General features: G+C 64.6%; 10 protein-coding genes. 7 read left to right on the top strand and 3 right to left on the bottom strand.

Going from position 1 to position 12,501, the window contains the following annotated elements; all coding sequences use genetic code 11:
* The first annotated feature begins 3 nt into the window (after positions 1 to 3).
* Positions 4 to 1,167: an acyltransferase family protein gene (locus AC1DW2_RS20680; protein ID WP_166083651.1), complete on the top strand. Its 1,164-nt coding sequence runs from the start codon at positions 4 to 6 to the stop codon at positions 1,165 to 1,167.
* Between the two features lie 45 nt (positions 1,168 to 1,212).
* On the opposite strand, the gene AC1DW2_RS20675 is transcribed toward AC1DW2_RS20680, so the two are convergent.
* The gene (locus AC1DW2_RS20675; RefSeq protein ID WP_225048617.1) at positions 1,213 to 1,698 is read right to left on the bottom strand and encodes a putative quinol monooxygenase; all 486 of its coding nucleotides are present in this window, start codon (positions 1,696 to 1,698) and stop codon (positions 1,213 to 1,215) included.
* 221 nt (positions 1,699 to 1,919) lie between these two features.
* Between AC1DW2_RS20675 and AC1DW2_RS20670 the strand changes: the two genes are divergently transcribed.
* The 4 genes from AC1DW2_RS20670 (at position 1,920) to AC1DW2_RS20655 (ending at position 6,401) form a co-directional block, all read left to right on the top strand.
* Positions 1,920 to 3,158, top strand: a complete 1,239-nt coding sequence (locus AC1DW2_RS20670) for an FAD-binding protein (RefSeq protein WP_477007072.1) — start codon at positions 1,920 to 1,922, stop codon at positions 3,156 to 3,158.
* The gene (glcF, locus tag AC1DW2_RS20665) at positions 3,155 to 4,477 is read left to right on the top strand and encodes a glycolate oxidase subunit GlcF (RefSeq protein WP_166083672.1); all 1,323 of its coding nucleotides are present in this window, start codon (positions 3,155 to 3,157) and stop codon (positions 4,475 to 4,477) included. The genes AC1DW2_RS20670 and glcF overlap by 4 nt, the downstream gene beginning before the upstream one ends.
* Positions 4,478 to 4,545: 68 nt before the next feature.
* Positions 4,546 to 4,920: a histone gene (locus AC1DW2_RS20660; RefSeq protein ID WP_208073607.1), complete on the top strand. Its 375-nt coding sequence runs from the start codon at positions 4,546 to 4,548 to the stop codon at positions 4,918 to 4,920.
* A 449-nt stretch (positions 4,921 to 5,369) separates the two neighbouring features.
* Positions 5,370 to 6,401, top strand: a complete 1,032-nt coding sequence (locus AC1DW2_RS20655) for a TorF family putative porin (protein ID WP_071909500.1) — start codon at positions 5,370 to 5,372, stop codon at positions 6,399 to 6,401.
* Positions 6,402 to 6,659: 258 nt separating this feature from the next.
* Here AC1DW2_RS20655 and AC1DW2_RS20650 read toward each other — a convergent pair whose 3' ends face one another.
* On the bottom strand, positions 6,660 to 8,423 hold the full coding sequence (locus AC1DW2_RS20650) for an ABC transporter ATP-binding protein/permease (RefSeq protein ID WP_477007071.1): 1,764 nt from the start codon (positions 8,421 to 8,423) through the stop codon (positions 6,660 to 6,662).
* A gap of 307 nt (positions 8,424 to 8,730) precedes the next feature.
* On the opposite strand from AC1DW2_RS20650, the gene AC1DW2_RS20645 reads away from it, so the two are divergent.
* Together AC1DW2_RS20645 and AC1DW2_RS20640 are read left to right on the top strand one after the other, a co-directional pair.
* Complete coding sequence (locus AC1DW2_RS20645; protein ID WP_135214805.1) at positions 8,731 to 10,395, top strand: L-lactate permease; 1,665 nt, start codon at positions 8,731 to 8,733, stop codon at positions 10,393 to 10,395.
* Between the two features lie 242 nt (positions 10,396 to 10,637).
* Positions 10,638 to 11,036 (top strand): META domain-containing protein, encoded by a 399-nt coding sequence (locus AC1DW2_RS20640; RefSeq protein WP_071909503.1) that lies wholly within the window; start codon positions 10,638 to 10,640, stop codon positions 11,034 to 11,036.
* A 146-nt stretch (positions 11,037 to 11,182) separates the two neighbouring features.
* On the opposite strand, the gene AC1DW2_RS20635 is transcribed toward AC1DW2_RS20640, so the two are convergent.
* A complete protein-coding gene (locus tag AC1DW2_RS20635) occupies positions 11,183 to 12,394 on the bottom strand; it encodes a hypothetical protein (RefSeq protein WP_477007070.1) in 1,212 nt (403 codons plus the stop codon).
* Positions 12,395 to 12,501 lie beyond the last annotated feature (107 nt).

Genomic DNA, 12,501 nt, shown 5'->3' with positions numbered 1-12,501 from the left:
GACATGGCGGACGTTCGGATCAGTGTGACGAAAGAAGCGCCGGGCAGGCCGCTGGCGAAGTCGCGCCTGCTGTTCATCGACAACATCCGCTGGTCGATGATCATTCTCGTGCTGAGCATGCACGCAGCCGACACCTACAGTCCGTTCGGCAATTGGTACTATGTCGACCGGCGGGAGACCGGCTTCGGCACGGCCCTCTTCTTCGGCATCTATCAGAGCTTCCTCCAGGCCTTCTTCATGGCCGCGCTATTCTTCATCGCCGGCTATTTCGCCGTCGGCGCCTTCGATCGGAAAGGACTTTCGAAATTTGCGCGTGATCGGCTGATCAGGCTCGGCTTGCCGACTTTGCTCTACATGTTGGTGATCGGCCCGCTGACGCAGTATTTTCTGTCATGGACTTGGGGCAAGGGCGGTTTCGGCCATCAATGGCTGACCCATCTGATGGACGGCGAATGGCTTTCCGAGACGGGACCGATGTGGTTTTGCGCGGTGCTGCTGCTGGTCTCGCTCCTCTATGGCCTGATCCGCCAGACTGGATGGCGGGAGCCCAAGGTTGCGCTGTGCGGCACGGGGATTGTTCTGTTCGTTGCGGCCATGGCGGCACTCACCTTCGCCGTTCGCATTGCCATCCACGCCGATACCTCCGTGCTCAACGTTCACCCCGGCGATCTCCCGCAATACGCTCTCATGTTCGCAGCCGGCGCCGTCGGCTATCGCGGCAATTGGATGCTTGGGCTTGCCGCGCGCTCCTGTATCCGCTGGGGACTGCTCGCGCTGTCGCTCTCTGTGCCGCTGTTTGCAGCGCTCGTGCTGTTCGGGGGAGGCCTGCAGGGTGACACCGCGCTCTATGCAGGCGGCTTCAACTTCGTCAGTGCCGGGAAGTGCCTGTGGGAGGCGCTGGTCTGCGTCGGCATGGGTCTCTTGATGCTGGCCGTCTACCGCCGCTATTTCGACGCGCAAGGGCCGGTCGCCAGATGGCTCTCGGACAACGCCTTCGGCGTCTACCTGATCCATCCGCCGATCCTGGTCGGCTTTGCCCTGCTTCTGCACGCACTGCCGCTCTTCGCACTCACGAAGGCGCTCCTGCTGACCATGTTGGCCGCGATCGGCAGCTTGGCCGTCTCGGCCCTGATCCTGCGCAGATCGCCGCTGCGCGCGATCATATAGTCGTATGCCGCGGTCCGGATCGAACCGCGGCGTACGAGCTGGTGCTTACATGAGTGCGTATTGAGCCCGTTCCCGCTTCGCCAGCAGCGGCAGGGCTTCGCCGGCGATCCAGGTCTTGAAATGTGCGCTCTCCTGATGCGCCTTGAAAGCCGCCTCGTCGCGGAACAGCTCGTAGAACAGGAACTGGGCCGGATTGTCCTTGGCGCGCGAGATCAGGAACAGCTTGACGCCGTCCTCGCGCTGCGCCTCCGGCAGGAAGCGGTCGAGGATCGCGGCGACCTTGTCGGCCTCGCCGGGCTTGGTCTCCCATTGCGCGACGACGAGCAGGCCGCCGCCGTCGACGGCGTCGCTGAGGGATTTCTGCGTGGCATAGTGGTTCATGGTCCTTGCTCCTTGCTGCTGGGCTTGAGATGACGCCGCCGCCCATGGCGAGAGATAGATCGCCAGGACGGCTCCGAAGGCCCGGATCACCGACCTGCGGCTGAACGCTTCGTGGACGCGCGGCACCAGCCGCTGATGTGTCGATCGCATGCTTGTCTCCATCGGTTGGCCTCGATCGCGATCGGCGCAAGCTTGTAGCGAGGGGCTGCCGGCTTTGGTTCGCCGCTGATCGAAGTGTCGATGTCGTGAACGCTTCGATCATGATCGAAGCGTTGTGGTCGCCCGTGCGGGATCCCCGACTGCACCGGCGCTGATCGCCGGCGTCACGCCGCATTTGATTTTGGCGGCGAATTTCGCTACCGCCTTTTCCCGTGGATACGCTCAGGGTCAGAGACGCCAAAGACGTCGAAGAGGTGGTGCGCGCGGCGATTGCCAACGAGCAGCCGCTCGAGATCATCGGTCATGGCAGCAAGCGCAGCATTGGCCACACGATGGCGACCAACGCCGTGCTCGACCTCTCCGCGCTGAATGCCGTCACCTCCTACGAACCCAACGAGCTGATCGTCACGCTCCAGGCCGGCGCGCCGCTGGCCGACGTGCTGTCGCTGATCGATGCCAAGAACCAGCAATTCGCCTTCGAGCCGATGAATACGGCGCCGCTGCTCGGCACGCCCGCGTTGGGTACCATCGGCGGCATGATCGCGGCCGGTCTCGCCGGTCCGCGGCGGATCAAGGCGGGCGGGGCGCGCGATCACCTGCTCGGGGCGCACGCCGTCTCCGGTTTCGGCGACAGCTTCAAGACCGGCGGCAAGGTGGTGAAGAACGTCACCGGCTACGACCTCTGCAAGCTGCTGGCGGGGTCCTGGGGCACGCTGTCGGTGATGACCGAGGTGACGCTCAAGGTGATGCCGAAGCCCGAAGCGGAGCGGACGCTGCTGCTGCGCGGGCTCGACGATGCCGTCGCCAACAAGGCGATGACCGCGGCGCTCGGCTCGCCCTTCGACGTCTCCGCCGCCGCGCATCTGCCGAAATCGGCCTTCCGGGCGAAGACCGACGGGCTGGGCGACATCGCCAGCCAGGGCGAAGCGCTGACCGTGCTGCGGCTCGAGGGCATCACGGCGTCCGCCGCGCACCGCGCCGGCTCGCTGCGCGAATTGCTGGCGCCGTTCGGAACCGCGACGCTGGTCGAGGATGCGGCGTCTGCCGCATTGTGGGCCACGATCCGCGACGTCCTGCCGTTCGCGGCCGGCGGTGCAGTTGGGGCCTGGCCGGTGTGGCGGATCGTCTGTCCGCCGGCTTCCGGCGCGGCGCTCGGGACCCAGCTGGCGCGCGAGACCGGCGGCGACATCATCTACGATTGGGGCGGCGGCCTGATCTGGGCCGCACTGCCGCCTAAGGCCGATGCGCATGCCCCGGCCGTGCGCCAGCGCGCCGATGCGGTCGGCGGGCACGCCACGCTGATCCGGGCGGCCGAGGAGGTCAGGCGCGGTGTCGACGTATTCCATCCGCAGGCGCCCGGCATTGCCGCGCTGAGCGATCGGGTCCGCGCCAGTTTCGATCCGAAAACCATTCTCAACCGGGGGCGGCTGACGCGGGGCGCTGCGGCATGAAGACCGAATTCTCACTGGCGCAGCTCGCCGACCCCGACATCGCGGAAGCCGACAAGATCCTGCGCGCCTGCGTCCATTGCGGCTTCTGCACTGCAACCTGCCCGACCTATGTACTGCTAGGCGACGAGCTCGATAGCCCGCGCGGCCGCATCTACCTGATCAAGGAGATGCTGGAGAAGGACCAGGCCCCGACGGCCGAGGTGGTCAAGCATATCGACCGCTGCCTGTCGTGTCTGTCCTGCATGACGACCTGCCCCTCAGGGGTGAACTACATGCACCTCGTCGACCAGGCCCGGGTCCGGATCGAACAGCGCTACCAGCGGCCGCTGACCGAGCGGCTGTTGCGCCAGGTGCTGGCCTTTGTCCTGCCGAATCCGCAGCTCTTCCGCACCAGCATGTGGCTGGCGCGGCTCGCCCGTCCGCTTGCCGTATTCCTGCCGACGCCGCGGCCGTCGGCGACGCCCGGCCTGATCCAGCGCCTCAAGGCGATGCTGGCGCTGGCGCCGAACCGTCTGCCGTCGCCGGGCCCGCTCCCCGGCAGCGTGTTCGCGGCACTCGGCAAGAAGCGCGGCCGGGTCGCGCTGCTGCAAGGCTGTGCCCAGCAGGTGCTGGCGCCGCGCATCAACCAGGCCGCCATCAGCCTCCTCACCCGCCACGGCATCGAGGTTGTCCTGGTCCGGGACGAGCAGTGCTGCGGCGCGCTGACCCATCATCTGGGCAACGACCAGGATGCGTTGGCGCGGGCCCGCGCCAACGTCGCGGTGTGGCGAAAGGAAGCGGTCGGCGAGGGGCTCGACGCCATCCTGGTGACGGCCTCCGGCTGCGGCACGGTGATCAAGGACTACGGCTATCTCCTGCGCGAGGACACGGCGTTCGCCGCCGATGCAGCGCAGGTGTCCGCGCTCGCCAAGGACATCACCGAATTCGTTGCCGGCCTCGAGCTCGCGACCACTACGCGACAGGACAACATCGTCGTCGCCTATCACTCCGCGTGTTCGTTGCAGCACGGGCAGAAAATCACGGGCCTTCCGAAAGAATTGCTTTCCAAGAATGGATTCGTGGTGAAAGATGTGCCGGAGAGCCATTTGTGTTGCGGCTCGGCGGGGACCTACAACATTCTCCAGCCCGAGCTTGCGGGCCGGTTGCGCGACCGCAAGGTCGCCAACATCGCAAGCGTCAAGCCGGACATGATTGCCGCGGGCAATATCGGCTGCATGGTGCAGATTGCCAGTGGCACGTCAGTTCCGGTCGTACACACGATTGAGCTTCTCGATTGGGCTACGGGCGGGTCGCGGCCGGCATTGAATGCCTCGAGCTAGCCTTCGTCCGGAGGTGACGGCTGAAGACGCCCGATCGACCATTGTTCGGCGGCAACAGGAGGACCACGATGGCGAAAGCGAAGAAGAAAAAAAGCAAGAAGGCCAAAAAGGCCAAGAAGGCTGTAGCGGCGAAGAAGACCGCGAAGAGGGCAGCCAAGAAGTCCGCGAAAAAGTCTGCCAAGAAGTCTGCGAAGAAATCTGCCAGGAAGGCCGCCCCGAAGAAGGCCGCCAAGAAGGCTGCGAAGAAGTCGGCCAAGAAGGCTGCCAAGCCGGCTGCACCGAAGAAGGCCGCAAAGAAAGCGGCACCGAAGAAGGCGAAGGCAGCTCCTGCGCCGAAGCCCTCAGCGCCGGTGGCGGCTCCGGCTCCGGAGCCCGCCGCCGAGACAAGCTGGGCGATGCCTTCGTCTTCTGCGGAGCCGACGCCGGCCGAGGAGCAAGGTTAGGCCCCGAGGTAGGGTCCAAGGGGAGGCCCAAAGTCAGGTCCAAGGTGAGGGCTAAGGCTGGGTCCATCCCGACGACAACGACCGACAACAGGAAGGCCGCGGCGGTGATGCTGCGGCCTTTTTGCATCGGCACAATGGTCTCGGCGGTTGTCGTTTCTCGCGTCAGTCCGATTCGTGGCACAGGCACCACTGCACCGGCGGCTCCCGTATTAATCCGGGCGGCTCTGTGCACTTTGGAATGAAAATAATGTGATCGAGAAGCAACACAGGCGGACAACCTTCTGTAGAATCGTCAGAACGCCTAAAAAGTCGGCAGATGCTCGTGATTTTTGCTTCACGGTTCGCATCCTCCCATCCAGATTGTCGCGGTAACGAAATTTTGCAGACACGTCGTACGCCCGGGGGGCTTCCGGGAAACCGACTGGGTAGAACTGGTGATGGGGATCGAAATGAAAAAAGTGGCTTTGTTGGCAACGGCGCTGGCAATGGTGACGGGTTCGGCTTTCGCGGCAGACATGCCGGTCAAGGCTCTGAAGGCCCCGCCGCCGCCCGCCTTTGACCCCTGGGATGTCGCCTTCGGCGCCGGCATCATGAGCGATTACATCTTCCGCGGCGTCACTCAGTCGAACCACAATCCGTCGGTCGCGGCCTATTTCGAGCCGCGCTACAACGTCAACAAGGACCTCCAGCTCTACGTCGGTGCGTCCGCGGAGAGCATCTCGTTCCCGAACCGCGCCGCGGCTGAAGTCGACATCTACGGCGGTATCCGCCCGACCTTCGGCATGTTCGCCTTCGACTTCGGTATCTGGGGCTACCTCTATCCGGGCGGAAGCTGCTTCGGTTCGCAGGGCACCCTCGCCCAGGGCAATTGCGGCACCGGCCTCGACAATTCGCAGGGCGCGATCGGCCTTCCGATCAACGGCAACTTCGCCAAGAAGGACGCAAGCTTCTACGAAGTCTATGCCAAGCTGAATCTCAACATCAACGACCAGTGGGTCGTTGGTTTCAACGAGTACTATTCGCCGAACTTCCTGAACCTCGGTGCCTGGGGCAACTACGCCTCGATCACCGCCAAGTGGACCGCGCCGAGCACCACGTTCGGTGCCAGCGGCGTTGGCATGTATGTGTCGGGTGAATTCGGCCGTCAGTGGCTCGGCACGTCCGACATCTTCTACGGCATCGCCGGCGACCCGCTGTATTCCAACGGCATCAAGGAGCCGAGCTACAACACCTGGAACGTCGGCGTCGGCTTCACCTACAAGGTGTTCACGCTCGATCTGCGCTACTACGACACCGACCTCTCGAAGGGTAACTGCAACGCCTTCACCAGCGACTTCTCGGCCACCAACTCCAGCCCCGGTTTCGTGACGCCCATCAATGGCGGCGCGAACGCGGCCACGGCGTTCGGCTCCAACTGGTGCAGCGCGGCCGGCGTCGCCAAGCTCTCGGTCGACCTGACGGCGATGACCAACCTGAAGTAAGTTTCTTCCCTAGACGACCTAACGAGGGCGGCAGAGCAATCTGCCGCCCTTTTGCTTTGGGCGTAGGGTCGTCTGTGAGAGCGCTCGGCCTGCATTGGTTCGAGACGCGCCGTAAGGGCGGCGCTCCCCACCATGAGGGTCTAGGATCTTGCCGCGAGACAGGCCTCATCCTGAGGAGCCCGCCGGAGGCGGGCGTCTCGTAAGGATGGCTGCAACGAAGGTCCTGTCGAGGCTAGCCTCAGGCTTGGTTGTGCCGCCTCAGCTCGCCGCGGTCGGCTCCGCCTGGGCCGGCTCGCCGTCCTTGCCGAGGACGTGGATCTCGCCGTCCTTCACCAACGCCACCTTGCGGGTGTGGAAGGCGTCGAGCGTCGAGCGGTGGCCGATCGAGACGATGGTGGCCTGCGGCAGCTTCTCCGCCAGCAGCCGGTACAGCCGGGCTTCCGATGGTTCGTCCAGCGACGCCGTGGCCTCGTCGAGGAACAGATAATCCGGCACGTGCAGCAGGGCGCGCGCGAGCCCCAGGCGCTGCTGCTCGCCGAGCGAGAGCGTCCTGTTCCAATGACCGTCCTCGTCGAGTCGCTCGGCCAGCTTCGGCATGCCGACCGCAATGAGTGCGTCCCGGATTTTCTCCGGTGCGACGGCGCTATGTTCTGCCGGGTAGATGACCGCGTCGCCTAGCGGGCCGATCGGGAAGTAGGGGCGCTGCGGTAGCATCATCAGCTTCGATTTCCCGGGTATGGCGATGGTGCCGGTGCCGAACGGCCAGACGCCGGCGATGGCCCGGAAAAGCGTCGACTTGCCGGAGCCCGACGGCCCGGTCACCAAGACCCGCTCCGCCGGTTGGATCGTGAAGGCATCGGCTGCGACCAGAGGCGCACCGTTCGGTAGCTTCACGAGCAGCTGCTTGAGCGCAATCGCCGTCGTGATGCCGGATGGTGCAAGGCCGATGGTCGGCTCATGCGTCGGCGGGTGTGCGGCCGAGGCCACCGACATCTCGAAGCCGTCGAGACGGGCGACGATCGCGCGCCATTCCGCCAGCGCCCGGTAGGCCACCACGAAGAACGACAGCGCACCCTGGACGCTCGAGAAGGCCGATGCCGTCTGCATCATGTCGCCGAGCTGGATCTTCTTGGCGAAGAAGGCTGGCGCCACCAGCACGTAGGGAAAGATCACGGCAGCCTGCTGATAGCTCGCCGTGAACGCGGTGAGGCGCTTGGTCCGGCTCATGATGGCGTACCAGTTGCCGATCACGAAGCCAAAGCGACGGAAGAGACCGCCGCGTTCGGCACCCTCGCCCTTGAGCAGCGCGATCTGCTCGGAATTCTCGCGGACGCGGACGAGGTTGAAGCGGAAGTCGGCCTCATAGCGCTGTTGCTCGAAATTGAGATTGACCAGCGGGGCGCCGATCCAGTGCGTCAACGCGGTGCCGAAGATCGCGTAGATCAGCGCGCCCCAGCACAGGTAGCCGGGGATCATGAGATCGGTGCCGAACAGGTGCAGCGGCGCGGCGTTGGACAGGCCCCAGAGGATGATCACGAAGGAGAACAGCGTCACGATCGACGAGAGCAGGCCCAGTCCGATCGTCAGGGTCTGCTCGACGAAGTTCTTGACGTCGTCGGTGATGCGCTGGTCCGGGTTGTCGGCCGCATCGCCCTTGAGCTGCATGCGGTAATGCGTCGAGCCGTCGAGCCATTCGCGGAGATAGTGTTGGGTGAGCCACTGCCGCCAGCGGATCTGGAGCCACTGGTTCAGGTACAGCTTGTAGACCGCCAGCGCGATCGCCGTGAAGGCGAGGCCGATGAAGATCCAGATCTGCGTGACGAAGGCGTCCCAGTCGCTGTTCTGGAGCGCGCTGTAGAACCGGTTCTGCCACTGGTTCACCAGCACGTCGATCGCGACCAGCGCCAGCTCGATCGCGATCACGGCGGCGAGCAGGCCGCGGCCGACCCACTTGTCCTCCGATCGGAAATAGGGGGCGGCGATTCGCCAGACGATCGCGAGCGTGGCGCTGATGTTCTTCACAGAGCTCTGTCTCCTGAGGGGATGTGCACAACGCCCATAGGCCAAATGGCTGTGGCAACGGCAGAAAGCGCTTAGACTAAAGTCGCAAGTTCAGCAATTTGCGTTGGCTTGTCGCAGCTTGCAACCCTAGCATGGGTACAACGGCGCGGGGCGGGGGCCTCCGGGACTTCGCGGGCTTGTGAGCGGACGGGAACCGCCGCACCCGCGAGGAATTCGCGTCCAGCTCGGGGGTTATCGCTTCCAGCGTCAAGCAGGTTCGGCTGTCCACGCGGGCCGCCTGCCGCAACAGGCGTGGGGGAGGAAGACCATGTGGAATCAAGTCTATGACCCGCTGCACAGCCCGGTGCTGTCGACGATCGCGGCGGCAATACCCGTCGTCACGCTGCTGATCCTGATCGCGAGCGGTCGCGTCCAGGCCCATATTGCTGCAATCATCGCCGTGATCGTGGCCAACCTGATCACGATCTTCGTGTTCACCATGCCGGCGAACATGTCGATCCGCGCCTCGATCCTCGGCATCGTGACCGGCTTCTTCCCGATCGGCTGGATCGTTCTCAACGTCATCTTCCTCTACCAGGTGACGGTCACCACCGGGCGCTTCGAGCTGCTCAAGCGCGCGGTCGGCGGCGTCACCGAGGACCGGCGGCTGCAATTGCTGCTGATCGCGTTCTCCTTCGGCGCGTTCTTCGAGGGAGCCTCGGGCTTCGGCACGCCGGTCGCCATCACGGGCGCCGTGCTGATCGGGCTCGGCTTCTCGCCGCTCGCGGCCTCCGGCCTGTCGCTGATCGCCAATACCGCGCCGGTCGCTTTTGGCGCGCTGGGCACGCCGATCCAGGGTCTTGCCTCGGTCACCGGGCTTGATCCCTACATCCTCGGCGCGATGGTCGGACGGCAGTTGCCGATCTTCTCTCTGATCGTGCCGTTCTGGGTGGTGTGGGCGTTTGCGGGTTGGAAGGGCATGAAGGACGTCTGGCCGGCGATCCTCGTCACCGGCGTGTCGTTCGCGGTCCCGCAATTCGTGATCTCGAACTTCATCAATCCCTGGATCGTCGACATCGGGGCGTCGCTGATCTCGATGGGCGCGCTGATCCTGTTCCTGAAGGTCTGGCAACCCAGGCAGCTCTGGTTGTCGCCGGCGCTGCGCGGGAACGATGAATCGGCCTCCACCATGGCCGCGGCCAAGCCGCTCGACAAGACGCCGCTGACGCAGAGCGAGCTGTTCAGCGCGCTGCTGCCGTGGATCATCGTCTGCATCGTGATGCTGGTCTGGGGCAATGGCGGCTTCAAGACCTGGGCGAACTCGATCTTCACCTGGAACTATCCCGTTCCCGAGCTGCATCAGATGATCAACAAGATGCCGCCGGTCGCGCCAGGGCCGACCAAAGAGAGCGCGGTGTTCGGCTTCACCTACCTGTCCTTCACCGGCACGGGCATGCTGATCGCGGCGATTATCTCAGGCTTCCTGATGGGTGTCGGTCCCGGCAGGCTGCTGATCCAATACGGCCGCACCATACGGCTCTGCGCGATCTCGCTGATCACGATCTCGGCGATGCTCGCAATCGGCACGCTGACGCGGCTCTCCGGCGTCGACGCAACGCTCGGCCTCGCCTTTGCCGCAACCGGCGTGCTCTATCCCTTCTTCGGCACGCTGCTCGGCTGGCTCGGCGTGGCGCTGACGGGGTCGGACACTGCCTCCAACGTGCTGTTCGGAAACCTCCAGAAGATCACGTCCGAGCAGCTCGGCCTGTCGCCGATCCTGATGGCCGCGGCCAACTCGTCCGGCGGCGTGATGGGCAAGATGATCGACGCGCAATCGATCGTGGTCGCCTCCACTGCCACCAACTGGTACGGCCATGAAGGCACGATCCTGCGCTTCGTGTTCTGGCACTCGATCGTGCTGGCCTCTCTGGTCGGCCTGTTCGTGACGTTGCAGGCCTATGTCTGGCCGTTCACGGCGATGGTGCTGAAGTAGCAGGCCACGCCTCGCTTCAACGCAAATCCCCGCAGGGCTTCGCCGCCTTGCGGGGATTTTTGCATCTAAAGCACTATCCGGAAAAGTGCGAAGCGGTCTTCCGAAAAGATCATGCTCAAACAACAACCTGAAGCGCGATGACGATTCGTCCCAATCTCATCGCGCTTTAGCGTCCGCGAACCTTCTCAACGGCGCCGCCGTCTTATAGAAGGTGCCGCAAATCAGGTCGGTCGAGAGGTCTCATGGTTTCGCTCAAGCAGATGGCGTGTTTGGCGGTTGCAATGCTCGCGATGTCCACGCTCGCGCGTGCCGAGGACGGTTTTCCGTTCGGTACCGAGATGACGCTGGAGGCCCTGCCGCAGCCGGGCTCGAAGCGGATTCCGAACATCGAGATCGGCGACAATGGCGAAGTCGTGCTGGAGCTCTGGTGCAAGGGTGGCAAGGGCCAGTTCTCGGTCGCCGGCAACACGGTGATCTTCGTCCCCGGCCAGATCCAGGATCGTTCCTGTCCGCCGGCCAGGGCGCAGGCCGACGACGAACTCGTCGCAGCGCTGGGCAGCGTCGAGACCTGGAAGCGTCAGGGCGACGTACTGACGCTGATCGGCCCCAAGCCGCTGCGCTTCAGAACGACGGGGAATTAGCTCTCGTGTCCCGGACGCGCTGCAGCGTGCAACGCTGCTGCGCAGAGCCGGGACCCAGACTCGATCGGCGACGTCGCTTGCGGCCTCTGGGCTCTGGCTCAGCAGCGCATCACTGACGTGCTGCGCTGCGTCCGGGGCACGAGAGCCTACTTCCACACCGACTTGTCGGCGTCCCAGCGCTGGCCCTTCAGCTCTTTCACGAGCGCTTCGACCGAGCCGTTATCGTCGGGCTGATCGCCTTCCTCGTCGGCCGAAGCGTCATCCGAGAGATTGAGCTTGGCGCCGCTGCTCTCATCGGCGGTCGTGGTCGAGGGGCTGCCGATCCAGAGCATCAGTTTGTCGGTCGTGCCGGGCTTGTCGGGCGAGATCAGGCCTGCAACCTCGATCGTGTCGGTGAGCTCGAGTGCCGGAAAATCCTGGTTCGGCCGCTTGAAGACGAGCTTGAGCTTGCCGGTGGCCGGGTTGAAGCTGTGCGAGACCTGCTTTGCCGCAAGCGTCCGGCTCATCACGCCGGCGACGGCTGAGGCGAGCTTGTCCCGGCTGATCTTGTCGCCGTCGCGCCAGTCGGCCGCGGGAAAGCGGATGGTGCGATCCATCTCGGTCATGCCCGCGGTCCAGCCCGCCGCGGTGACGCCGGGCATCGCCTTGAACTTCGCCAGCAGCGCGCCGGCGCGTTCCGGATCGACCGACATGTTGATGGTCTGCTCGCCGGCGCGCAGCGCGTCGCAGCCGACGGTCAGGCTCGCCAGTGTCACCTCGACGTCCTGGCCCTTCAGGCTCTTCAGGAACTCGGTCGCCGCATCCAGCTTGACCTTGACCGCGATCGCTTCCGGCGAGACGTCGGTGAAATCCTTCGGCTGCGGCGTGATGCCGTCGTCGGAGGTCTGGTTGTCCTGAAATTCCTTCTCGCTGAGATCGGAATTGTCGGGCGAGGTGACCTCGGTCACGGTCTGGCCGATCGCGATCTGGCCGCGGAACTCGAACGTGTCGCCGGACTGTTTGCGCAGCAGCTTGACGGTGACGGGCGCCTTCTCGCCGAGGCTCTGCGTCGTGCCCGTCAGGTTCTGGCCCGCGACCTGGAGATTGACGACGAAGCGGTCCTTGCGGTCGGAATTTTTTGCGACGGGATAGCAGACGTCGAGCACGGCCGCCGTCACGGTCTTGCCCTGCCGCGTCTCCTTCAGGATCACGTCGGCATTGCCGTCCATCAGGCCGTCGATCGAGGTGAAATAGCGTGTCTCGGTTCCGCCCGGCGCCGTGGCCTTCGGCGACAGCTTCATCTGGGCCGATGCGACATCGGGCGAGACGGCAAGCAGGGCCGCCAAAAGGGCTGTCGAACAAACCAGAAGCGCACGCATCGATGAATCCTCGCGCAATCGAATCGGCGCGCCACCGTAGTGGGTTTTGGCCGCCGGTTGAATTGGAAAGCAGAAGGGGCAGGGTCGGCAAAAAAGAAGGCCGCCCG

The sequence above is a fragment of the Bradyrhizobium sp. P3_C3 genome, from assembly GCF_056402655.1.
This window is presented reverse-complemented; position numbering and strand designations above follow the sequence as displayed.

Bases quoted from the DNA above. Each gene is read 5' to 3' on its own strand.
- AC1DW2_RS20645 (WP_135214805.1), top strand. From the start codon at position 8,731: ATGTGGAATCAAGTCTATGACCCGCTGCACAGCCCGGTGCTGTCGACG.
- AC1DW2_RS20635 (WP_477007070.1), bottom strand. From the start codon at position 12,394: ATGCGTGCGCTTCTGGTTTGTTCGACAGCCCTTTTGGCGGCCCTGCTT.
- AC1DW2_RS20660 (WP_208073607.1), top strand. From the start codon at position 4,546: ATGGCGAAAGCGAAGAAGAAAAAAAGCAAGAAGGCCAAAAAGGCCAAG.
- AC1DW2_RS20675 (WP_225048617.1), bottom strand. From the start codon at position 1,698: ATGCGATCGACACATCAGCGGCTGGTGCCGCGCGTCCACGAAGCGTTC.
- AC1DW2_RS20640 (WP_071909503.1), top strand. From the start codon at position 10,638: ATGGTTTCGCTCAAGCAGATGGCGTGTTTGGCGGTTGCAATGCTCGCG.
- glcF (WP_166083672.1), top strand. From the start codon at position 3,155: ATGAAGACCGAATTCTCACTGGCGCAGCTCGCCGACCCCGACATCGCG.
- AC1DW2_RS20680 (WP_166083651.1), top strand. From the start codon at position 4: ATGGCGGACGTTCGGATCAGTGTGACGAAAGAAGCGCCGGGCAGGCCG.
- AC1DW2_RS20655 (WP_071909500.1), top strand. From the start codon at position 5,370: ATGAAAAAAGTGGCTTTGTTGGCAACGGCGCTGGCAATGGTGACGGGT.